Source organism: Niastella caeni (genome assembly GCF_004834005.1).
Taxonomy (GTDB): Bacteria; Bacteroidota; Bacteroidia; order Chitinophagales; family Chitinophagaceae; genus Niastella; species Niastella caeni.
This window is the reverse complement of the sequence record NZ_STFF01000014.1, coordinates 136,416-160,760: the sequence shown is the minus strand read 5'-3', so window position 1 is coordinate 160,760 and position 24,345 is coordinate 136,416. Positions and strand designations below refer to the sequence as shown.

Sequence of the window (24,345 nt, the reverse complement as noted above, 5' to 3'; positions counted from 1 at the left end):
AATATATGGTCTGTATAGTGTCTATATCCATAAAGAACTTACAAAACATTATTATTCAATGTACTAACTATTAATTATACTCGTAAAAGCCTTCGTTCGTGTCACGCCTTCGCCACATCAGTCACAGTAGCAACTAATCAAAACCTTTGGAATACTACAAGAGTGTAGATGTTAACCTAACGATCTCCTGACACCGAGATTACTAAAATTTGATGAAATTACCGAGGATGTTATCTACCTTTTTAATCGTTGAGTGACATTGAAGAATTCAAATAGGCAGGGAAACAACCTGAAAATCTTATAAAAGGGCACATAATATTGATAATCAAATACTTATAAGATTTTCTAAATAGAAAAATCCAGCATTTGCCTTTTCTCTTGTCCCAACACCCACCCGCTCTCCCAACTTTTCAACCTGATCTCCGTTTCGGTCATATATAGTCTGGTACCGGTGTTGTGGTAAACTGGTAGTGTAGTGGCCTAACTAATGTCTGCAGACCCTATAGGTGTTCTCAGGAACCTGTAGTGCTACAGACCACTGCTTGACCACTCTCTGACCACTCCCCCACAACCCGACACCAATTCAGGTAGAACCCATGCGGGAAGGCCTGCCAAGAAATGTGCTACCAGAATGCGTGTCGGATTGCCTGGGTACTCTCTGGGTACTCTCTGGGTACTCTCTGGGTATTCTCTAAGGACTCTCTAAGGATTCTCATGCAGGAGTAGTGTTCCTGGAGAATCCCTGTAGTGTCTCTGTAGGGGTTTCAGAGAATACCGGTACAATACTTAGGCAATTAGGCTACTATTACCCTAGCATCAGGTGTAAAGTTATTCCAGTATTAACCTCCCCACCTGTAAAGGTTTTTCTGTACAAGACAGTATAAAACATGCTCACAAGTCTGCCTGGAAATTGCATAGGAAGTGTATAGGAAGTGCATAGAATTTGAATTATACCATGTAATTCCGGTGGTAGGTAGGTGCAGGAAGTATCAGTTCTTCCGGCTATCAGGTAGGCGTATTGAGTACATTGCAACAACGAACTACACTGCAGGCATCTAAAAAACATAAAAATCGGTTTCGATAATTAAAGCCCTTGATGGAACACACACCAAGCATGGAACAGCCGTATAATCTAAAAATTATACCCCACCCTAAACTTCAACGGCTGGGTGCGCGGCACTTGCTGATAGCTGAGGAAATCCCACAGCAACTGCAGTTTGGTCTTTTTGAAGAATTTACTTTTTATGGAGATGATCTTGCTGATACCAACTAAACCACTCTTTTGCCAACTGGAGATCTCATCCCAGTGCGCTCCGGTGGAGGGGGTATTCACGCTATCGGCTTTCAATGGTTGATAATTATATTCTAATCCACCGCTGGCAAAAAAGCTGCCTTTGAGTTTTATATCCAGGAAAGAACGCAGGCCCATACCCTGGTGCGTGATGGCAATATGTTTAATATCCTTTCCCCACCCCATTTTATAACTGGCGCCTACACCTACAGTGCTTTTATCGTTTAATTTATAACCAACCGACAAGCCCATGTCGGTAGTAGTGGGAAAGAAATTATTCTTTGCTGTTTGAAAGTTGGTGCCGTATTCCAGGCGTTGCCAGAAAGATTTTGTCTTTTGGTTATTGGGTTTGAAATCAGGCATGTCGGCATCGCCGCTGCTGCTTCCGCCCAACTTGTTGATCTTGTCTTTTAACTGGTTTAATTGCGACTGCGCTGCCTGCAAATTTTGTTGCAGGTATTGCTGGGCGTTGGGACCGCCACCAGCCAGTTGCGACTGTATCTGTTGTTGTACCTGCGCCCTTGTTTGCAGTCCGGCAAGGCTTTGGGGCGTACCGTAATTATCCGGCAATCTGAAAAGGCTGGCCAGCTCGCTGTGCTGCTTCATGAATTGGGTAAATGCCGGCAGTTTATTGAGTAACGACAACCCTTTTTGGATCATTTTATCAGGGTCATTCAGCATTTCTTTATACTCTTTTAACTGCGCACTGTAATAATATGCCTGTTTGTTAAAATCAGCCAGCCCTTTGGTAAGCCCCTTGGGTAGATTTGTATACTTACTCAACGACTCCTTAATCAGTTGCTTACGTTGCCGGATAAATGCTTTTACCTGTTCAGTTTGCTGCAACTTGCTTTGCAACCCGCTTACACCTGCCAGCGACTCCTGCGCCTTCTTCTTAGCTTCTTTTGCCGAAGAAAGCAGTGAACTATTTTGTTCAATAAAAGATAAAGAGGTTTTAAGAGAATCCATTCCCGGTATATATGCTCCCGACCTTCCGGTAACAACAGAATCTCCCGCTATCTCACTTCGTAATTTTGTATACTGGGATTCGCTATTGGCAAATAGCTGTTTTGCAGCCGTAGAATCAATTTTGGAAAGCTTCCGTTGCAGGCGTTGTTCCTGTTTGGCCAGCTTCTGCAGGTATTTTTCCGTTTGCTTCGTTAATCGCTCTTCCAGTTGAGCCGTTTTCTTATTGACCTTTGTAAAAAATGAAGATGGGAAATTTATAACCTTATCGATTGGGGAAAGGTTATCCTGCGCCCTGCCTGAATGGCACAGGAATACAGCAATAATTAAGACACAAGTTAGTTTTGGCGGCATTTGATAAGGCATTCGGAAAGGACCGATTACATGTAAAAATCAATAATCATTTTTAATTTCCAAAATTATCTTTGACACGCTAATAATTTCTCAAAAAGCCATATCTCACATAAAGGATTTCCATAACATATCTTAAAACAAAAATCCCGTCACCGGTTAAACCGGGACAGGATCTTTTTTCTTCCATGACTTAAAGGTTACTAGATCGAATTATTGCTATGTGTTGTTACAATTACTTTTACTTCTTTGTATCCTGCCCGGAAGCCGTTGCAAGGCTTCCGGGTACGGATGGACACATCTTCAGAGGACAAGTAACTATTTAAAAGAATTTTTATTTCATTAATAACCATTGTTCTGACCGAATTCATCTCTATTCGTCAATCCACTCAGTTCATTAAGTGGTACAGGACGCAGCATATGAAATCCCTGGATGGCCATGATATCAGGATTCGCGTCCTTGATATAACTAACCCAGGTACCGCCATTATTTCCCTTTAAGGTCCGTTTCAGATCGAACCAGCGTTGGAACTCACCACACATTTCACGGGCCCTTTCTTCCAGTATGTATTTCATAGTGATGTCGCTTGCTGAACATTGCATAGCAGCAGTTTGACCCGGTTTGGCAGCTCTTGTCCTTAACACGTTGAGATATGTTGCAGCGGCGCCATTGTTACCCAGTTTGAACTCTGCTTCTGCAGCGATCAGGTACATTTCGGCTAACCGTATCGGGAAAATGTCATTATAACCCTGACGCTGATCAGCGTTCGTACGATTGGGATCCACAAATTTATTCAACTGTACATAAGTGTTTGCAAACTTAGGCAGGATGGTATCGTTGGCAGGACTATAAATATCATAACGGTCTAATAATACGTAAGGCTTTGAAGCTTTAATGGCTGGTGCTACTATATTCTTGGTAACCACCAGGGCAGTATCGCCAACTCTCATTACTGTATTTTTAAAGACGGTAGAATCTTTACCATACAGCAATGCAGTGGGACCATCCCAGGTATACGCTTTGTTACAGATCCATACTTCCTTAAATGAACCTTCATACCTGCTATCTGCATCTTGATACAGACTCAGCAAATAACGCGTAGGCATAAACTTGCGGTCGTCTTCCCGGCCATTGGCCACATCGCGGGCCATACCAGGCCTTGAAGTATATTGCGACATGTAAAACATGTGCATCCGGCTTGCATTACCATCATAACTTGATTGCGTATTAGTGGCCGAGTTACTCAGAATAAATAAGGCCTCTTTATTTCTCTTATTATTAGCAGGCTTCCACATGTCGGCATAGCTGGCCCACAGATCAACCTCAAATTCTGCTTTACGATTAATTACTTCCTGGGCGGTATTGCTGGCTTTGGTAAACCAGCTATTGGCGTCACCTGAATAGTATCCCCTGGCAAGATATACCCTGGCCAGCAAGCCTAAAGCGCCCTTTTTAGTAGCGCGGCTATAATCAGCACCCCATTTGTTGGGCAGGTTATCTTTCGCAAATTCCAGGTCACCGATCATTACATCATAAAACTCTTCTGGTGTGCTACGTTTTGCAGTCAGTAATGCACCATCTGTTTCAGTAGTACGCAATGCCACACCACCCCATGTTTCCACGATATGATAGTAATAAAAAGCGCGCAGGAAACGCAACTCAGCCAAACGGGTATTCTTTTCAACCGGATCAGTAAAACCAGCCTGGTCAATGCGGTTAATACCGGCATTACACTGGTTAATACCTTTCCATATCGATTTCCAGGCATTATTGTTTGTACCCTGCGCAGCGGTAAACGCTTCATATTTTATTATCTCTTTGGCATAAGGGGCCTTTGCCGAGGAAAACCAGATATCGGTTCCGCCTTCAGACAGTATGGTCCCATCTTCTTTTCCATACCAGGAGCGCGTTTCATAATAGGCTGCATTAACAGCGGTTAAAAAACCGGCAGGCGTTGACCATACAGCATCAGAAGTAGAACCACTTGGGTTATATTCTTCCAACTTCTTGTTACAGGATGTGATCGTGGCCGAGGAGGCTAAAACTGCAGCAAGAGGCATATATTTTAATATCTTCATAAAATCTTGTGTTTGAGGATAAAGAATAAATTAAAAATCTGCATTTATACCAATTACTATCTGACGGCTCAAAGGACCATTCTCATCACCGCCTCTTTCAGGATCGTAATCTTTGAGTAATTTATTTTTTGCCTGGGTAAAGATGTTATTAGCGGTTGCATAAATACGCAGCTTCTCCAAATATACTTTCCTGGTTGCTGCAACCGGTAAAGTATAGCCTAGCGTCACCGTTTTAACTTTCAGATAAGAACCATCGATAAAGTTCAAAGCAGTGTAACCGGTATAAGAGCTTATTGCGGCATCTTTACGTGGACGGGGGAAATCGTTTGAAGGATTTTCCGGGGTCCAGTAGTTAAAATTAGCCGGACCATTACCTAAACCTGAGGGATTATAACGGCCCATAAATTTAGCTTCTATCATTTGACCCCAACGGGCAAACATATATACGCTCAGCTCAAACCCCTTATAGGTGACAGTATTCTGCCAGCCGGCAAACCATTTGGGTACGTTCGACCCCAGGTATGTATAGTCTTTCGTGTTAATAGTATCATTTCCATCCATATCAGTCAGTTTAATATCACCTGGTCTGAATGGAGTGGAACCTACAAAAATGGTGGCAGCTTTTGCAGCTTCATCTGTTTGCCAAATACCTTCTTTCTTATACCCATAGTATGAATTCACCGGACGTCCCAGTAATAAAGTTTTACTTTCTATCGGGTTTCCAAATATATCTTTTCCATCGATCAGTTTGGTGATCTTCTCTTTTGCAGCTGTATAGGTAACGGTGCTGGTCCATCTGAGATCGCGGGTGCTAACAGGCACCACTGAAATGGCAGCCTCAATACCTTTGTTCTCCGTTTCACCCACGTTCTGCCAAATGTTCTCTATACCGGTTGATAAGGGTAAAGAACGTCTTAACAATACATCAGTGGTTGTTGAATGATAAGCATCGATGGTACCGAAAACGCGGCTTTTCAGGAAGGCGAAATCAATACCCAGGTTCCTGGTCGCAGTTTTTTCCCAACCTAAATCAGCAGTACCTGTAGTTAAAGCAAATCGATACTGGTATGCCGAAATATCCCCAAAACCCTGGCCATAAGAGAACGGATCGATGAGGTTTTGCGTAGCATAAGGAAGAACAGTAGCATTACCGGCTACCCCATAGCTGGCGCGGATCTTGAAGTTATTTACAAAGATCACATCTTTCATAAACTCTTCCTGGTGAATATTCCAACCCACGGCTGCAGAGGGGAAGTAATCCCATTTTTGTCCGGGCGCCAGGCGCGATACTCCGTCCGCACGTAATGATGCGGTCAACAGGTACTTGCCTTTGTATGAGTAATTAATACGTCCGGCATAAGACATGGTAGTGGTTCTTATTAAGGTAGATGAGATACTACGGCTGATTTGTTCAGTAGCATCCAATCTGTAAAACTGGTTAGAAGGTAATAACAATCTGGTACCAAAAGCTTCCAGGGCATCATCATCTGAACGGGTATAAGAGGTAATACCTGTAAGCGTAATAGAATGGTCTTCAATTTTACGGGTATAGTTAACTACATTTTCCCATGCATAGAACCGGCTGAAACCAGTTTCCTGCTCTGCATAGTTAGGCAAACCACTGAGACGGCGGCGGATCGACAATGAATCGTAGTAGTAACCTCTTCTGTTGAAAGACAACGTAGTTGCCAGGTTGGTCCTGATCGATAATCCGGCAATCGGAATAAATTCAAAATAACCATTGGCATTAATGTTACCGCGAATATTGTTGTCTTTATATACACCTGGTCTTTCATCGGCCAACGGGCTTATTTTTGTACTTGCCAGTGCAGCAGTTTGCTGGGGATACAATTTAATATTTCCCAGGCTATCATATACTTGTCCCAGCGGGCCGACGCTGTTGATCTGGGTCAAAGGATCGTACCGCGAATTGGTGTTGGTATAGGTTACCTGGGTTAAAAAACCGGCTTTAAACGAATTACTAATGCGCTGATCATAGTTTAAACGGGTATTGAAACGCGTGAAATCATTACCGCGTAACATACCTTCTTCTTTATAATAACCTGTAGAAAAGAATACTTTTGTTTTATCACCACCTGATTGTATAGAGGCTGTATGGCTTTGTTGAACACCATTGCGGTTAACCAGGTCATACCAGTCAACCCATTGATTGTTCTTGAAGGCGTTCAGTTCTGCAGCATCGGAGAACAGCAGATCATCAGATACAGGGTTAGTACCATTGGTTGTACGCCAGGCTTCCCTTCTCAGTGCCACATAATCTTCGCCCGTTCTTCCTTTGGGATATTGGGTGTATCCATTCACACCATAGAAGCCATTATAGGAAATGCGGGGCCTTTCTTTACCTTTTTTAGTAGTAACAATAACCACACCATTGGCGCCCATCCATCCGTAAATGGCGGTGGCCGAGGCGTCTTTCAACACTTCCACCGACTCAATATCGTTGGGGTTCAGGTCGGAAATACTTCCTCCCTGGAAACCATCAATAATATATAAGGGTGCGCTGGGAGCGCCGGTCTGACCTTTGTCGGTTCCATTGATAGTTCTTATACCACGGATCTGTACGTTAACGCCGGCACCGGCGGTACCGGAAGAACGTTGGATATCCATACCGGGTATTCTACCCTGTAATGCTTCCAACGCATTAAAGGTAGGCGTAGCAGTTACCATACCGGGTTTTACCGAATACACGGAACCGGTAAGGTCTCTTCTTTTTGACGTACCATAACCTACTACCACCACCTGGTCAAGGTCGGCATTGTCGTAGGCCATGCTTATATTAAATGTGGAATCAGTTCCTACTCGTTGTTCTTTCTGTAAAAAGCCTACAAAGCTGAATACAAGAACGGAATTTTCAGAAGGAACTGGAAGGCGGAAAGTACCTGTTACATCGGCGGTGACACTTATTCGGGTGCCCCACACATTTACATTCACCCCGGGAAGCGGATTCCCCGAAGGATCTTTGATTTTTCCTGTAACAACTCTTTCCTGTGCGATCAGGTACGTGCAATTAAGCAGCAAAAAAAACGCCATCAGGCATTTCAAGGACGACGGTTTTCCAATCATACAACAGTTGTTTAAGATTTATGTTTTAACAATTGAGAGGAGCTATGTATAACCAAGGAACAACAACGTAAAATATCTACGTGCATAGAGATGGGGGATTGTGTTTTTCAGGATATTAGATAACAGGCCACAAGAAACGGCCTCATACCTTGCGAAACAATGTCATTTCTTTCTAAAATGATGGAATATCTTACTATTTCGTATATGCATACCCATAATTGCTAAATATTACGTGTATTCCATTGAAAGATATTACCATTATTAATATAACGGTAACATTATGGCATGCTCTACTTGAAAAATTTTCCTTATGTAATAATGATTATTTAATACAATCATTCATCTCATAGCACGTTGACCTGCAATCGTTATTTTTCGAATAACCAATCCAACGCGCCGGCGTTCTCTGTAACGCCTAACCCGGCATCTACTACCGGTAACGGATCATTATCATTGATAAATCCCAATAATAAACAAGATCCCTTTCCTAACGTAAGTGTATGTGTCCCGGCTTCAAACGAAAATGCATGTATGTTTATTGCAGGGAATCCATCTATTGCTATAGCATTGGCCACTTTCACTTCCGCCTGACCGAAATCGTTTGCACTTGCATCTATCTCTAACGTTGGCTCTGGCAAATAAGCACTGTTCTTCTCTGCAAAGTAGGCTACCAGTAATTTAACCGGTGTTGCTGTTTTGAAATTCAATGTTGTTCCTTCTACTATCTGCCGGCCCTGACTGTAATGTATACCTTGTAACCCGGTTATCAATGCTGGCAAATCGTTGATCACCACATTAAGATCAGGGAATACAATGGCGTTCTTTTGTACTGTATATGTTTTTATGTTTTCTGTGAGGATCTGTACCGGTACGCTCTTTAATGGTTTCAAGCCCGCAATACCTGCTCCGGCGCCCTGCTTCTTCAACACGTCAATATGTTTTATAAAGTTCTGCAGCTCCCTTTGATAGAAGGGCAACAATTCTTTCCAGGTCTTGTTCTTCGTGTCTTTTCCATTTACCGGGATCTTCCGCTGCTGCGTTTGCATACTGTTGGCATACAAATAAGTGGTATCTGTGCGTGCCGCCAGATCCGCAAAATACGCTACGCTCTTCTCCAGTAACGGAACTGCCTGCTCCAGGTCGCTCACCTTTTTAGAGTACTTGAACTTCAATACCTGTATCGCTGCTCTCGCTTTCCACGCATAAAATTGCGCCATTGCCTGGTAGCAATACATATCGTTCTTTAACCGGTTAAACGCTGATCGATTCTCTTTGATATAAGGTGCAGCCTGCTCAATGGCTGCTACCGCTTTATCACCATGTACTATAATTTCATCGGCTACCTGCGTTGGCGTTTCGCCCACATGCGCCTGCTTGTTGGCTTCCTTTTCCGCATACTCAATGATCATCTCCCCTTCCGGACTTTCTGAATTATACAACAACGTGAACAATCCAAACCGTTTGGGATCTATCAACTGCGTCATCAGCATGCCCAGCGTCATGGTCTGCCGGTTACCATCGGTAATGCCATAGCGCCTCAATATTTTGGGAGAAATTTCACCGGATTGTTCATACGCTTCCACGATATTTTTTGCCTGCGCCGCTGTGCAACCAAATTTTGTACCAAGATTGCCAGCCCAGTAATCTATTTCCTGCTGGCGGTTACGATCGCTCTTCCAGGCATACCGCGCCCAGGTTTTGTACCACATCCAGTCACGCTCAATTTCCAGCAAACGGGGCGTGGTTTTATCGGCAGTGTACGGCCAATCCCAATACGACGCCTGGGGATACAAATGCAATCCGTTGGCTTCATAAATAGTGTGCATCGACTGCACGCATTTTTGTATAAAGTCGGGCGACCCATAACGGAATGGCTCCAGGTTAGCCAGAATGTGCACGTTTTCTATTTGAACGGTCCCAATTCGGCTAAGGCTGCGATGCAGTTCGGCCCAGGGCCCGCGTGGTTCATATGTAGTTAACGCTTCACCGTTGAACTTTGCTTCTGTATACAGGTTCCTGTAAATCGGCAACGCCTCCTTCATTACCCGCGGTGCATCGGTATCGTGTGCACGCAAAACAATCGGCGGCTCTTCCTTCTTGCCCAGGATCTGTAACCCGTCCTGCACACCGGGTATAATGGTTTTTGTAAACCAGTCTACATCATCCTGCCCCACTCCTTCCATGGCTTCACCAAGCGCCACCATTAAACCCACATTGGGATATTTGGCCACAAATGCAGCTATTGATTTCCGGGTATAGTCGGCTATCAAGGGTATAATGGGCCGGTTTCGGTCCTGCGTCTTGATATTGTGCTTCTCGGCAAAGGGCTTCGATACAATAATATTATAGAACATTTGTATCACCCATATTCCGCGCTTGTCGGCTTCTTTAGTAAGAAATGCAAACAGCTCCTCATTCTTCTTAAAGGTGGCATCGTCTACTTCCACTGCATAGGGATACTCAGTAGTGCGTACCAGCGAAGCAAATGGATGGCCATTCCATAAATACAATGAATTCAGGCGGTTCACCACCAATGAATCGAGGTATTGTACCCAAAGCGCTTTATCGTATAACCAGGGAAAGGTTTCCGGCGTATACGGATATTCATATACGGTCCTTCCCGGTAAATAATAAGGTTTTTGTACGCCAATACAGGTTCCGCGTAACACCATTTCTGGTTTATCGACTATTGAAAGATTAGCGGGGATCGATCTTTGAAGACTTACCTGCTCTGCCAGTTCCATACAACCGTATAGTGCACCCGATGCATCAGTTCCGGCAATGATCACGGCTTTGGTGTTGCTTTTTATAGAAAATCCTTCTTTGCCTGTTGTATCTGGTTGCAGGCGCCAGGTAGTAGCTGCTTTTTTAATGAGCGCATCGCCATAATTACCTGCCAGAATGGTAAAACCACCAGCCGGTAATTTTGCATCTGGCAAAATCACTACTTTATACCCGGCGGTGCGTAAAGCCACTGCGAGTTTTTCAGTTCCATATTTGATCCGTGGGGAGTTATTTGCCGAAACAATAGTTACACTCTTATTCGCCGGTTTGTCAAAAGCCCAAGTTGTGTTCAGGGTTACTACACTTACAACCAAAACAAGAAAGCCTTTCATTTAGATATTGTGATTTAAGAAATTTAACGGTTTAGATATTTATCAGTGCAATTAAGTTTTTGTATTTCATCAGCATCCACCTTCACCAAAGCTTCGGCGGGAAAAGCATTATCACATTATGTCTTTCAATCCCACACCTCCCCTTTCACTTGATCGGTACGCCGCCTCCACACAAGCCATCGTATAAATGCAATCTTCTACCGAGTTATCGGGTTTGGGAATATTGCCGGCAGCCGCTTGCATCACCTGCTCCATACTGCCTATAAAGGCATGCGGGAACCAGCTTCCTTCTACTGCCAGTGTTTTCCATTGGCCCGGCTCGTTGCCTGTTCGAGTTATATATTTAAACTGATCGGCCACGCCATGCGGGTAGTTCATCAATAATCCCATTTCTATTTTAACAGCGCCCTGCGTTCCTTCCAATTTTATCCAGGACTGCTGTTGCTCCAAACCAAACTGGTGACAATGATTCGTAAGTATGTTAGCTCTTACCAGATCGCCATAATCCATGATGATATTACTGCGTACAGAGGCCAACTGGTCCATCTCCGGATGTTTCACCGTTTTGGCATATACGCCGGCGGGGTTGCCCAGGAACCACCGTACCAGGTCGATATAATGAATGCTGTGGTATAAAATTTCTACGCGGGGCGATTCATACAGGAATGTCCATAAATGCCAGGGAGTAAATACGTTCACATTGATCTCTATATCGCACAATTGTCCCAACGCTCCCTGCTGTATTAATTTTCTGGCTGCGGTAATAAAGGGTGCATACCGCAACTGAAAGTTGACGGCTGCTACCAATTGCTTCTCGCGGGCATATTGCAGTATTGCTTTTGCTTCTGCATAATTATTACCCATTGGCTTTTGCATCAGCACGGCTGAACCGGCTGGCAGGTATTCCAGCACCTTCATCATGGCTGAAGCCGGTACCGCAATATCATACACCACAGGTGATAATTTTAACCGCACAATGTCTTCCATACTATCAAACACCAATGGTATATTGAATTGCTGCGCTGTGGCATGGGCTTTATCTTTATCAACATCGTAAATGCCTGCCACATCAAAACCGGCCAATTGATAAGCCGGCAAATGGGCATCGTTTACAATACCACCTGCGCCAATGATAACGATGGGGGCCTTATATGATAATGGTTCTTTCACTTATAAATTGTACATAGTGACAAATGTAGCAGTTTATGGTTTGTAGTTTATGGTTTGTGGTTCTGCATGTTCAGCACGCCGATAAATTATTCTGCTTCCCGAATAGCGAAGCAACAACAAACTTCAAACAACAAACTACAAACAACAAACCTGCCTGCCGGCAGGCAGGCTACAAACTACCTAAATAGTTTCCATACGTTAAGGCAAGCACCGCTGCTACCAAAATAACCAGGGCCAATACAAGCGTGCCAATTGTTTTTCGGCGGCATTTCACCCATTCTTTCAACAACAATCCGGCTACCGAACTGAACAATACCAGCATGATCATGTGTATGGCCCAACTGCTATATTGATATTTTCCCATGCGCACATGCCCCAACCCATAAAAGAAGAATTGTGAATACCACAACAAGCCGGTGAGCACAGCCATGACAAAATTAACCAGTAAACGGTTGTTCGGGCCATTTTGCCGGTACTCGCCAAACGTTTTTTCTTTGCGGTGCAGGTATATGCAATATATAAGGGTAGATACAAAAGCTCCGGTATTTGAAAAAATATAAACAATATTGATCTTGAAATTGCCACTGCCATATTTGGCCGCTACTGCTGCAATAGGTTCGCCCTGATCTATCGAAAACCCATACACGGCCGACAGTACGCCCGCCAGTAAACAAAGCGGCAATCCTTTGGCCAGCGAAAATGAATGCCCTATTGTTTGGTTTATCTTCAGATCATGTTCTTTAAACCTGCCGGCCACGCCACAACACGCTATTCCCAATGCGCCGATCACGATCCCTGCCATGACCCAGCTCGCGCCGTTCTGGCTAAACAACGAAGCCAATTGCCCATGTACCAGCGGTGGCAGCAACGTACCTAACACACAGGAAATGCCAACCGCAATGGCATAGGTCAATGAAAAACCTACATACCTGATGGCCATGCCAAACGCCGTTCCGCCAATACCGTAAGCAACGCCAAAAACGAATGTTTTTACCATAGCATCGGAAGGCGCTTCGCGTAATACGCTGCCTATTTCAGGAATGGTAAGCCATGCTATCACCAGTGGTAATAACAACCAGCAAATGGCTGCCTGGGCCAGCCAATACGTTTGCCACGACCATTGCGCCACTTTTCGTTGCGGCGTGTAACACATGGCTGCGCAAGAGGCCCCTACTGAATGATATATGACTCCGGTTATTACTTCCATTGGTTAAAGCACTCGTTATTACAGATTATAAAACGTTACCGCATTGGTGTTCACCACTTTCTGCAGCGCCGCCTCATTCAACGTCTTTGATAATACTTTCAAATACTGCTGCCAGGTTTGCTGATAACTGCCCGCCAGTAATGATACCGGCCAATCGCCTCCTGTTACGCAACGGTTCTCACCAAAATGTTCCAGCACAAATTCAATATACGGTTGAATATCGTCGGCCGTCCAGGCAGTGCCTTTTTTAGCGCAGGTACCCAGTCCGGAGATCTTTACATAAATATTCCTGTGCGATGCCGCGGCCTTCATCAATTCTCCCCATACCCCAAACCGGTCGCCGGTAACAATGGGCGGTTGGTTCATGTGATCGAGCATCAATCGTAACTCAGGTACTTTCTGTGCTACTTCAAGCGTAGTAATAAGATGCTGCGGCGTTACGCCTACTACATCATACGGTACATCATATGCAGCCAGTACAGAAAGACTTTGGGTTACCGTTGACTGTAACAACCATTGCGGATCGGGTTCATCGTGAATCAGGTGGCGAACTCCCTTAAAATAAGGATTGCCAAGGTATTCTTTGAGGGCGGTTGCTGTGAACGTAGGGTCTTTTAACGGCATCCAGCCTACTACCCCTTTTATAAAGCCGGTTGCATTGGCAACCTGCAACATCCAGTTGGTATCTTCAAAATTATTGGCTGCCTGTACCAACACACCGCCGGTAATAGCGGTCTTTTCTACTTCTGCCTGCAATTCTTCAATATTGTAATTACGGTTAAGAATCGACGTATCATTCTTTAACCACTCGTACGCTGCTTTTTCGAAATTCCAAACATGAACATGGGTGTCGATCATTTCCATGGCAATCCGTTTAATACCAAATAGTGAATAATGTTAATGCGCGGCACAAGATACATGCTAAAAAATATAGCTATAACATTTTCACCATTAACCATTACTGAAGAAACTAGTGGCTAGTAGCTAGTGGCTAGTGGGGCTTCTATTCGAGTCTCGCGAGATTTATTTGTATTCCCTACTCGCCATTTACTACTTACTACTCGCTTTTCCTTCAATTACACTTCATAATCGGATATTGGCTCTTTTTTGAGGCCAAACTGTTCTTCTATCTGTTCATTATGCTCGCCCAGCAGCGGCGCACCAATCCCTGAAGTAAAGATCTCGCCATCTATCCTGATAGGACAACGGGTAGTTGTTATCGAAAGCCCATTGCTGGTCTTTACTTTCAATTCCATATTCAGCATCTGGTAGCCGTTCTCCTGAACCAGCGTATCGTAATCCAATACCTTGGCACACCAGATATCCGCAGGTTCCAACACGGCCAGCCAGGCATCTGTATCGCGGGCCAGTAAATGATTGGCCAGGATGGTTTTTATTTCATCCCGCTTCTCAAACCACTCTGCGGTATTGGTAAAATTCCTCAGCGGGTGGCACTGAAGCAACGTGGCCAGTTGGGTAATGTTTCCCATAGCCAGCGCCAGGTATCCATCGGCTGTTTTATAAATACCATATGGAGCCGACAGATAAGCATGTCCATTATTTATTTCACTCCGCACGGGCAGTTCGCGCCCATCGTTATAAAAACAGGTTAGTACTTCAAATTGAAAATCGAGTATCGATTCAAGCATACTTACCTGCACCAGGCTTCCTTCATTGGTAATGGTGCGTTGCAGTAAAGCGGCCAGGATACCCTGCGCAATATGGGTTCCGGCCAAAATATCTACCACGGCAACGCCCATGGGGGTTGGACTATCGCTGCGGTTGCTGCTTAACCAGGTTAACCCTGATACGGCTTGCAACAACAGGTCCTGACCGGGCAGGTCTTTCCAGGGCCCTTCATTGCCATAACCGCTTACTTCGGCATATACGATCTGCGGGTTAATGGCTTTTACCGTTTCATAATCCAGTCCCAGCCTTTCCATTACACCAGGGCGGAAATTATGCATCAATACATCTGCCTGGGCTATGATCTTTTTTACTTTTTCGAGGTCTTCCGCATTTTTAAGATCAGCGGCATACGATTGTTTGTTGCGGTTGATGGCATGAAAAATGGTTGACTCCCCTTCTATCATCACATTCGATACATATAGCTGCCGGCAGATATCACCAATGCCCGTTCGCTCTATCTTGATTACCTGCGCCCCCATATCGGCCAGTCGTAAACCAGCCGAAGGGCCAGATAAAAACTGGCTGAAATCAACAACGATTATGTCCTGAAGCGGCTTCATTCTTTGTTTTAAGATTTGTGGAATATGTAACTGTTACCAGTTACCGGTTGCCAGTTGCCGGGCCTTGATTAGCGATCGCTCTACCTATTGTCGGGATCTCCGATTTTTTTACCTGGTAACTGGTACCAGGTAACCGGCAACCGAATAAATTGACCATTCACCACTTACATTCACACCTTTCTTCCAATCAACTCTCTATTTATCGCCTCCGTATGCTCCCCCAATTGCGGCGCCGGTTTGGGAGAAAAGATCCTTTCTCCGTTGATGCGTATCGGGCAACGGGTGGTTGTAATATTTTTTCCCTGCGTAGTAGTGATCGTTTGCTCCATTTGCAAACATTTATACGCTTCCAGTTTTGTCAATCTTTCCCAATCGAGCACTTCCATCGCCCACAGGTCTTTGGCATGTAATTTTTCTAACCAGTACGCCGCCGATTGGGTCGACAGGTGTTTAGCCAGTACCGTCTTGATCTCATCACGCAAACTGAACGCTACTTTTTGATCGTAAGCCATCAGTTCATTACAGCCAATGGCTTTCGCCAATTGGTTTATATCGACCATGGCAATGGCAATATGACCGTCGGTGGTAGCGTAAATACCATAAGGCGCATGCAATAACGGGTGACCGTTATTTACATTACTGCGCTTTGGCAATTTACCACTGCTATGATAAGTAGTTAATAATTCAAATTGGAAATCGAGCAACGATTCAAGCAGGCTCACTTCAATTAAAGCGCCCGTGCCGGTCTTATGCCTTCTTATCAATGCGCTCAGAATGCCCTGCACCAGTTGCGAACCGCATAAGTTATCGGCAATGGCCAGGCCAAAAGGCATGGGATTGTCTTTGGCGTTACCTGTAGTGTATGCAAGGCCGCTCATCGATTGCAACAGCAGATCCTGGCCCGGCCTGTTTTTCCAGGGTCCTTCTTTGCCGTAGCCGCTGATGGCGCCATATATGATACGTGAATTGAGTTTTATTACTTCAGAATACCCCAGCCCTACTTTCTCCATGATACCGGGCCTGAAGTTATGGGTAAGCACATCCGCTTTTTCGATCAGTTTTTTTACCAATGCCAGATCATCTGCATTCTTCAGATCGGCCGTATAACTTTCTTTATTGCGGTTGATGGTATGAAACAACATCGAGCTGTCGTCTGTCCAGAGATTTTTGATAGACAATCGGCGGCCGGCATCACCCGTCTGCGGACGTTCCACTTTAATGACACGCGCCCCCAGGTCGGCCAGGCGCAAACCGGCAGATGGGCCAGACAGATACTGACTGAACTCCAGCACCAATAATCCCTGCAAAGGCAATCGACTCATAAAGACAAGCTCATTTTTTCGCCTACAAGGCTTTGTTGATAAATACGGTCTATTTCTTCCAGTACAGTTTCGGGGTTTCCGCCCTGTAGCATATATTGTTGAACCGGGTCGCCGGCATGGTCCTGAAAATGAAGATACCCATTATAACGCGGACGCATGTACCCGTTCTTCATAACCGGTAATACGGTATGGAAAAAACTGTTGGTAAGCACGTTAGCCATGTTGTTCGTCCAGGCAGCCAGGTGCCCCGGCTGTCCGCCATGCTGCACATAAAAAGTACGCTGGCATTCCTCGCTGCAAACCCAGGCCGCAAAGTCAACGGCATATTGCTTATGTTTAGTATATGACGACACCGCTAATCCTGTTCCGCCAATAGTGCTGCGGAACCTTCTTTTGCCAAACCAAACCAGGTTGGCATAGGTAAGCGGGTATTTCGCATATCCCAGTCTGGAATAATTAGAATAGCAATACGCGAAGGGACAATACCAGTAATCATTGGTGGAAGACATGAGTTCAGCGACCTGGATAGGATTACAGGCGAACAATTTTTTATCGATCTTCGAATACAGCTCACGCATAGTTTGCAATGCCTGTACGCCAATTTCTTTGCTTACCACCTGACCGGTTTGCCTGAACGGTTCCTCCCCCAGCGCAATACAGAACATATAAAAGTTCATGAGGATGTCGATGGGAATAGCTGGAATGGCCACTTTCCCCTCTTTGGCCAGCGCCATCAATGCATCCCAGGTATCGGGCACGTTCACACGGTGTTGTTGCAACAGGTTGGCCCGATAACTGGCCGCAGGTGTAGCTGCGTCAATAGCCAGTGCCCATTGATGGTTATCGAAGTAATAACTTATATGCGAATCGCCCACCGTATTCCTCGATTGATCCTGGAGGTAAGCGGCTGGTAAATATTCATCCAACGGCAATACGCTGTTGGTAGCAGCGGCACAGCCCACCCAGGGATGATCGATGATCAACAGATCATAATCATTTACCAGTTTTTCGAGCGGGAAATCGGCAAACTCCTGTAATGTTCTTTTCTTCCACTGTATTGTCACATTCGGATACAGTTCCGAATAGCGTTGTGCAGCAGCCAGCAAAGGTGTGATGCCTCTGCTGTGTCCCCAGGTAATTCCATTCAAAACAATTTCAGACATATCTCCTAACTTTCTTTTTTATGCACTAACAATACGTGTTCGCAAACCATCACTAACTCACCGTGCTGGTTAAACACTTCTACCAGTTCGGTAACCAGGCCAAATCCCGGCTTTTTATGATCTTTTATATTTGAAATAGTAACGGTAGCTTTAATAGTGTCGCCAATAAAAACAGGCTTAATAAAACGGAGGCGGTCGTATCCATAGGTCATAGACACTTCATTGATAACATGCGCGGTCAAGCCAACTGCGATGGTAAAGATGAGAGTGCCATGTGCAATGCGTTTTTTAAAGGGTTGGGTTTTGCACCATTCTTCATCCATATGATGAGGAAAGAAATCGCCCGATTGTCCTGCATGAATAACAATATCGGTTTCGGTAACCGTGCGTCCGCCGGTTTGCCGCTTCTCATTCAGTTTAAATTCTTCAAAATATTTAGTGATACCCATACAGGATGTGGAATTAGCTGATGATCTTCAATCAATTTATTACATTAAAACAGGACGATGGTCGGAAGTGATGTCCTTATAATTATATAGCACAGGCAGGTTGAATTGGCTGATATGGCTCCCATACGTTTTTTCATAAGCGCAACTATTTCAATCGTAAATAGGTGTCAGGCGTTTTACAACCAGTTCCATTAATCGGATGCCTGTTAAGAACTGTCTTTTATCACATTCGGGGTTGATGGAAAGACGTGCCACGTCAGTTTGAGACAGTCGCTTTTGAGAACTTCAGGTAATTGTTAACTGGCCTTTATCGTCGTTTGTAGATACAAAAACAATGCAGGCACAACGTGGCACGCCTCGTCCTTGCTGCTTTTGCTAAATAACCAACACTGAACGCTTTAAAGTGGAAAGCTACACATTTTAGGCAGGGGCATCAATGTCAGGTTTAACTGAAATGATGGAATATTTTACTAAATATTATTTCCCTACACGTAACAGGCAAAGCACTTTTGTGGAAAAGCCCTTCATATATTACTAAAATGCGGCTGCAAGCAGTAAGCGGTAAGCCGAAAGCAGTAAGCCGTAAGCGGTAGGCGGAACGCCAAAAGCAGAATACCCTGTATTCGCTTTAAGCTTTATAGCTTATAGCTTTGAGCTGTATTCAAAAAAGGCACAACCGTTTGCGTGTTCCTTTTCCGTTGTAACATTGTAAGTTTGAATGTCTTTGAATCAATAGATTATCCATGTTCAATGATATATTAACCGGGTACGGACTTAACCCTGAAACATACAGCATACAATCCTTTGGCAGCGGACTGATCAATCATACCTGGAAGATCTGCCCCCCCGAAGGCCAGCCTTGCTACATTCTGCAACAGATCAATACGGCCGTTTTTAAACATCCGGAGGATATTGCCCTGAACATTAGCAGCCTGGGTAGTTATTTACAACAACATTACCCTGATTACCTGTTTGCCGGCGCCTTACCTACTACTACCGGCAACTATTTGTTTATAAATGAAGAACAACAGTACTTCCGGCTATTCCCGTTTATTGCCCAATCACATTCTGTTGACATGGTGCATACACCTGAGCAGGCTTTTGAAGCAGCCCGCCAGTTTGCCCGGTTCACTTACCTGTTGAGCGGCTTTGATGCGAACCAGTTAAAAATTACCATCCCGCAATTTCACGACCTGTCGTTGCGATACCAGCAGTTTACCTATGCTTTGACCCACGGCAATCCCGTGCGTATTCAGGAAGCCAGGGACCTTATTCATTTCTTACAGCAACAGCAAGACCTTGTTAAAACTTATGAGCGCATTATAATTAGTCCCGGTTTCGCGTGGCGCGTTATTCACCATGATACCAAGATCAGCAATGTGCTTTTCGACGATCAACAAAAAGGCTTGTGTGTTATTGACCTCGACACCGTAATGCCGGGTTATTTCATTAGTGATGTAGGTGATATGATGCGCACTTATTTATCGCCGGCCAATGAAGAAGAAAAGGATTTTGATAAGATAATTGTACGGGAAGAATTCTTTACCGCCATTGCCCGTGGCTATATTGGTGAACTTCAACATGAATTGACCCCCACCGAAAAACAGCATTTTACGTATGCCGGACAATTTATGATCTACATGCAGGCCCTGCGGTTTTTGACCGATCATTTAAATGATGATATATATTACGGCGCCCGGTACGAAGGCCATAATTTTATAAGGGCACAAAACCAGGTAGTTCTTTTGCAACAGTATAATGCGAAAGAAAGCTTGTTCAATCAAATCATTTCAACATTATAATATGACTACTGCTAAAACGCCGGTTGTTTCTATGAGCGCAAAGCGAAGCAACACAACAGCCATTTTCATCATTGGCTTTTTGTTTTTCATTTTCGGGTTTGTTACCTGGTTAAATGGCAGCCTCATACAGTTTTTAAAACTGGTATGCCAGTTGGAAACCGATGTGCAGGCATTTTTTGTAACCTTCGCTTTTTATATGGCCTATTTCTTTTTAGCCATGCCGTCCTCTGTTATTTTGAAACGGACCGGCTTTAAAAAAGGAATGGCTTTAGGTTTGCTGGTTATGGCAATTGGGTCAATTGTTTTTATTCCCGCCGCTAAAGAAAGAAGCTTTGCCTTGTTTTTGACCGGCCTGTTCATACAAGGTATGGGGCTCGCTTTATTGCAAACTGCATCCAATCCTTATATCAGTATCATAGGCCCTATTGAAAGCGCGGCAAAACGCATCAGCATCATGGGCATTTGTAATAAAATAGCGGGTATCATCAGTCCGTTGATATTAAGCGCTGTTATATTAAGCAATGCTACTGAAATTGAAAAAAAGATAGAAGCCACCACCGACACCGCAGTTAAATCAGCATTATTGAATGACCTATCAAGCCGGGTGGTTACCCCTTATATAATCTTGGCCGTAGTATTGGCGATCCTGGCATTTATGTTACTCAAGTCGCCCCTGCCCGAACCGGTGATTGAAGAAAAAGAAACAAATGCATCACAAAAAGTCGCTGATAATAAATCAAGCATCTGGCAGTTCCCGCACCTGGTGCTGGGCGCTTTGTGCATCTTTTTATATGTTGGGGTTGAAGTAATGGCCGGCGATGCCATTGGCATTTATGGCAAGGCGATAGGCATGCCGCTGGATGAGACCAAATACTTTACCACCTTCACCCTGGTAGCCATGTTAGTGGGCTATGTGGCCGGTATTATTACCATACCAAAGATCATTTCACAACAAACAGCGCTCAAAATTTCTGCCATCCTGGGCATTCTTTTTTCCATTGCAGTATATATCACAGATGGGTATACGGCAATTACTTTTATTGCCTTGTTAGGATTGGCCAATGCCCTGATGTGGCCAGCCATTTGGCCGCTGGCGATTGACAAACTGGGTAAATTCACCAAGACAGGTTCTGCCCTGCTGGTAATGGGCATTGCCGGTGGCGCTATAATACCATTAATCTATGGGGCGTTAAAAGATAAAATTCCCAACCACCTGGCATTCTTTATTTGCATGCTGCCGTGCTATATATACATATTGTATTATGCTATGAAAGGTTATAAGGCAGGAAGAAAATGAGGAATTAAAAACAGAGAAATGAGAAAGTAAATACAAAAGCTGATTGTTGAAGTTAAAAAAAAACGAGCCTCGTTTGTAACGGCGGCTCGTTTGCTTTTATGTTTATTCTGATTCAAAGAGGTCCGAAATGCCTGGTTCGTCAAATGACAGATAACAATTAATAATATCAATGACGCCGAACATATCAAATAGGTCAATTAGTATATAACATAAAACGTTTATAAACATATAACTTCCTTGCTTTGAGCTTTTGGCTTTAGACTTTGGGCTTACAGCTTGCAGCTTGTGGCTTGCAGCTTCCTCTACCATTGAATCTTATACATGATATCCGGGAAGAAACCGACCTGGTAAACCGTTCCCACCTGCTTTTGCACCTGGTTGTAGCGGCGTACGAACACATTATCGCGATTGGTAACGTTCTGCAGATCGAGGTAGAGCGTTTGTGACAACCTGCGTTTGCCGCTGTTCAACCGGAAGCCAAAGCGGGTATCGAGCCGGAAATAATCAGGGAATTGTTCTGTGTTATAACGATTCTCATCCAGCTTTTCTGTGCCGGTCAATGCAGAAGCAGCCAGATCAACCGGTGTATAATACCGGCCGCCGGAATAAGCCATCTTGATGTCCACCGTAAAAACGTTGCGACCACTGCTGCCCATTTTCCATTCTTTACCGGCGAGTACATTCAATACGCTGTGGTTATTGAAAGTTGAATTGCGCTCAATGCCGTCGCTGCCTTTGTATTTCGAATCGAACAACGAAGCGGTGGTAAGCAGGTAATATCCCCGGCTGAAAAACTTTTCGATGGTCATTTCTACGCCTCTGTTAGAACCGGTTCCATTATTAATAAGAGCGGCCTTTTCAGGAAATGTAAAATCGGCGCCACTGTTCAGGATGGAGAAACCGCTGGCTGTTCTTTCAACCGGCGCATCAAAAATATGCTGGTAGTAGGCTTCCGCTTTCAGGCGCCAGTCTTTGGCAAAGGCCCAGTCGTACCCAAGAATGTAATGATGGGCTTTGGTAAAACCCAGGTCGCGATTGCTTTGATCGTAGGCGCCGTTTGGTAATTTTTGCTGATGTAAGTACACAGGTGCAGGTTGCAATTGGCTATGCAAGCCATAGCTCACCGTTATGGTTTTTGTATTATCCAACGCGTAGCTCAACGAAGCACGGGGCTCAATAGCCGTAGCATCATTAAATGTGTAATACATGCCATGCACACCGGTATTGAGCGATAACTTTTCTGTAAACCGGTATTTACCTTGTACATAGGGCTGCAATAACCAGGAACTGCCGTCATAATCGCGGATGACTTCCCAGTCAGGACGGCCATCGCGGGTATTAAGATAGGTGTCGAGCCCATTCTGTTCGGCTAAAAATCCACCGCGCAGGGAAAACCGCGTGTTCATTTTTGAATTGATATAGGTAGAAAAACGCAACCCGGTATTCCTGGTTTTCTGTCGCATAAGGTATTGCCGGTCGGGTAAGGAATCGTAATATTTGTAAACATCGCCTTCGTTGCTCGTATAGGAATACGATAATACGGAACGGATATACGCATTGCGCCCCACATCAATGGTGTGCTTGATACCCACAATGCCTATACGCGATTTAAAGTACGTATCCTCATCTTTATTGGCAAACATGTCGGTAGAATCCAGATCGGCGCCAATGAAATCAATATTGCTGGTGCCGCCCAAACCAAAAATGCCCAATCTGCCGAGCTTCGAGTTGGCAAAATTGATGTGGAAGATAAGGTCCTGGTATTTGGGAACTGCTTCCGTACCGAATCTCAATCCAACCCCCTGTGCCAACTGGGCAAAGGAATACCGGTAACCCACCAGGAACGAAGAACCATTCTTCTTTTTGCTCAAAGGCCCTTCGATCATGGCTTCCAACCCGCTGAACAAATTCAATTGCAGGGTCTTTTCAACTTTATCTTTATTCCCGGAACGCAACGACAGATCGAACACGGCGCCGCTGGCATTTCCATATTCGGCAGGAAAAGCGCCGGTATAAAAATCAGAGTTCTTTAATGCATTTGTGTTCAACGCACTTACCGGACCACCTGTAGTACCTAAAGTAGTAAAGTGGTTGGGGTTGGGAATCGGAATGCCTTCCATTCTCCACAAAACTGCGGTGGGTGAATTACCGCGCACAACGATATCATTGCGCGAATCGTTGGTAGAAGATACGCCGGCAAAATTGCTGGCCAACCGGGCCGGGTCGTTTCGTCCGCCGGCATACCGCGTTACTTCATCCATACTGAACGAGCGGGCGCTGCTGCCGGCAAATTCATTCAGCGCCATTCCTTTTCGTGCCCGCGGGGCAGTTACACTTACTTTGTTCAGCGTGCGGATCGATTCTTCCAGCGACACATCCAGGATCACCTGTTTGCCGATGGTCACCAGCACTTCGGGGATAGAAACCGGTTTGTAGCCTACAGATGTAAATGAAACGCGTTGGCGGCCAACCGGCACATTGGCCAGTTTGTAACTGCCGGTAGAATCGGTAGTGGTGCCTATTGACATACCAGCCACCGTTACACTTACACCGGCCAATGGTTTTTCAGATGCTTTGTCAATAACAATACCTTTCACAGTTTGTGTATTGTTCTGTGCCTGCAGGCGTACGGTCATTAATGAGCATATTACGAACCAAGCAGCAATGAATACAGTCTTTTTTTGAAATAGGATAGAAAAATGTAATTGCATAAACAGGATGTTACTTTATGCTGCAAAGATGATCGATCGGCAAAACCTGTAAAAACGAAGTAGGCCACGTTGAATATTGTTTCGACAA

The 24,345-nt window shown here is 44.6% G+C and carries 14 protein-coding genes; 2 read left to right on the top strand and 12 right to left on the bottom strand.

Annotated features, from left to right (window positions below):
• Positions 1-1,132 precede the first annotated feature (1,132 nt).
• From FAM09_RS29365 to FAM09_RS29315, 11 genes are all read right to left on the bottom strand, one after another.
• The gene (locus FAM09_RS29365; RefSeq protein ID WP_243751807.1) at positions 1,133-2,623 is read right to left on the bottom strand and encodes a hypothetical protein; all 1,491 of its coding nucleotides are present in this window, start codon (positions 2,621-2,623) and stop codon (positions 1,133-1,135) included.
• A 327-nt stretch (positions 2,624-2,950) separates the two neighbouring features.
• Entirely contained in the window at positions 2,951-4,687 is a 1,737-nt protein-coding gene (locus FAM09_RS29360; RefSeq protein ID WP_136580736.1) for a RagB/SusD family nutrient uptake outer membrane protein, read from the bottom strand.
• Between the two features lie 30 nt (positions 4,688-4,717).
• A complete protein-coding gene (locus FAM09_RS29355) occupies positions 4,718-7,771 on the bottom strand; it encodes a SusC/RagA family TonB-linked outer membrane protein (RefSeq protein WP_136580735.1) in 3,054 nt (1,017 codons plus the stop codon).
• A gap of 368 nt (positions 7,772-8,139) precedes the next feature.
• A complete protein-coding gene (locus FAM09_RS29350) occupies positions 8,140-10,887 on the bottom strand; it encodes an alpha-d-galacturonidase (RefSeq protein ID WP_136580734.1) in 2,748 nt (915 codons plus the stop codon).
• A gap of 111 nt (positions 10,888-10,998) precedes the next feature.
• Positions 10,999-12,057, bottom strand: coding sequence for a Gfo/Idh/MocA family protein (locus tag FAM09_RS29345; protein WP_136580733.1), 1,059 nt, complete (start codon positions 12,055-12,057; stop codon positions 10,999-11,001).
• A gap of 169 nt (positions 12,058-12,226) precedes the next feature.
• A complete protein-coding gene (locus FAM09_RS29340) occupies positions 12,227-13,264 on the bottom strand; it encodes an L-rhamnose/proton symporter RhaT (RefSeq protein ID WP_136580732.1) in 1,038 nt (345 codons plus the stop codon).
• Positions 13,265-13,282: 18 nt separating this feature from the next.
• Positions 13,283-14,128 (bottom strand): amidohydrolase family protein, encoded by an 846-nt coding sequence (locus tag FAM09_RS29335; protein ID WP_136580731.1) that lies wholly within the window; start codon positions 14,126-14,128, stop codon positions 13,283-13,285.
• Positions 14,129-14,340: 212 nt separating this feature from the next.
• Positions 14,341-15,513 (bottom strand): CaiB/BaiF CoA transferase family protein, encoded by a 1,173-nt coding sequence (locus FAM09_RS29330; protein WP_136580730.1) that lies wholly within the window; start codon positions 15,511-15,513, stop codon positions 14,341-14,343.
• Positions 15,514-15,683: 170 nt separating this feature from the next.
• Positions 15,684-16,835: a CaiB/BaiF CoA transferase family protein gene (locus tag FAM09_RS29325; RefSeq protein WP_136580729.1), complete on the bottom strand. Its 1,152-nt coding sequence runs from the start codon at positions 16,833-16,835 to the stop codon at positions 15,684-15,686.
• The gene (locus FAM09_RS29320; protein ID WP_136580728.1) at positions 16,832-17,998 is read right to left on the bottom strand and encodes an ABC transporter substrate-binding protein; all 1,167 of its coding nucleotides are present in this window, start codon (positions 17,996-17,998) and stop codon (positions 16,832-16,834) included. Before FAM09_RS29320 ends, FAM09_RS29325 begins: the two co-directional genes overlap by 4 nt.
• 5 nt (positions 17,999-18,003) lie before the next feature.
• Entirely contained in the window at positions 18,004-18,447 is a 444-nt protein-coding gene (locus FAM09_RS29315) for a MaoC family dehydratase (RefSeq protein ID WP_136580727.1), read from the bottom strand.
• 743 nt (positions 18,448-19,190) lie between these two features.
• Between FAM09_RS29315 and FAM09_RS29310 the strand changes: the two genes are divergently transcribed.
• Both FAM09_RS29310 and FAM09_RS29305 read left to right on the top strand, forming a co-directional pair.
• A complete protein-coding gene (locus FAM09_RS29310) occupies positions 19,191-20,249 on the top strand; it encodes a phosphotransferase enzyme family protein (protein ID WP_136580726.1) in 1,059 nt (352 codons plus the stop codon).
• 1 nt (position 20,250) lies between these two features.
• Positions 20,251-21,546, top strand: a complete 1,296-nt coding sequence (locus FAM09_RS29305) for a sugar MFS transporter (protein WP_136580725.1) — start codon at positions 20,251-20,253, stop codon at positions 21,544-21,546.
• Positions 21,547-21,848: 302 nt separating this feature from the next.
• On the opposite strand, the gene FAM09_RS29300 is transcribed toward FAM09_RS29305, so the two are convergent.
• Entirely contained in the window at positions 21,849-24,182 is a 2,334-nt protein-coding gene (locus FAM09_RS29300) for a TonB-dependent receptor (RefSeq protein ID WP_208025679.1), read from the bottom strand.
• Positions 24,183-24,345 lie beyond the last annotated feature (163 nt).

What these genes read in the sequence shown, in the direction of transcription:
- FAM09_RS29365 (WP_243751807.1), bottom strand. Translation starts at nt 2,623, where the DNA reads ATGCCTTATCAAATGCCGCCAAAACTAACTTGTGTCTTAATTATTGCT.
- FAM09_RS29360 (WP_136580736.1), bottom strand. Translation starts at nt 4,687, where the DNA reads ATGAAGATATTAAAATATATGCCTCTTGCTGCAGTTTTAGCCTCCTCG.
- FAM09_RS29355 (WP_136580735.1), bottom strand. Translation starts at nt 7,771, where the DNA reads ATGATTGGAAAACCGTCGTCCTTGAAATGCCTGATGGCGTTTTTTTTG.
- FAM09_RS29350 (WP_136580734.1), bottom strand. Translation starts at nt 10,887, where the DNA reads ATGAAAGGCTTTCTTGTTTTGGTTGTAAGTGTAGTAACCCTGAACACA.
- FAM09_RS29340 (WP_136580732.1), bottom strand. Translation starts at nt 13,264, where the DNA reads ATGGAAGTAATAACCGGAGTCATATATCATTCAGTAGGGGCCTCTTGC.
- FAM09_RS29335 (WP_136580731.1), bottom strand. Translation starts at nt 14,128, where the DNA reads ATGGAAATGATCGACACCCATGTTCATGTTTGGAATTTCGAAAAAGCA.
- FAM09_RS29330 (WP_136580730.1), bottom strand. Translation starts at nt 15,513, where the DNA reads ATGAAGCCGCTTCAGGACATAATCGTTGTTGATTTCAGCCAGTTTTTA.
- FAM09_RS29325 (WP_136580729.1), bottom strand. Translation starts at nt 16,835, where the DNA reads ATGAGTCGATTGCCTTTGCAGGGATTATTGGTGCTGGAGTTCAGTCAG.
- FAM09_RS29320 (WP_136580728.1), bottom strand. Translation starts at nt 17,998, where the DNA reads ATGTCTGAAATTGTTTTGAATGGAATTACCTGGGGACACAGCAGAGGC.
- FAM09_RS29315 (WP_136580727.1), bottom strand. Translation starts at nt 18,447, where the DNA reads ATGGGTATCACTAAATATTTTGAAGAATTTAAACTGAATGAGAAGCGG.
- FAM09_RS29310 (WP_136580726.1), top strand. Translation starts at nt 19,191, where the DNA reads ATGTTCAATGATATATTAACCGGGTACGGACTTAACCCTGAAACATAC.
- FAM09_RS29305 (WP_136580725.1), top strand. Translation starts at nt 20,251, where the DNA reads ATGACTACTGCTAAAACGCCGGTTGTTTCTATGAGCGCAAAGCGAAGC.
- FAM09_RS29300 (WP_208025679.1), bottom strand. Translation starts at nt 24,182, where the DNA reads ATGACCGTACGCCTGCAGGCACAGAACAATACACAAACTGTGAAAGGT.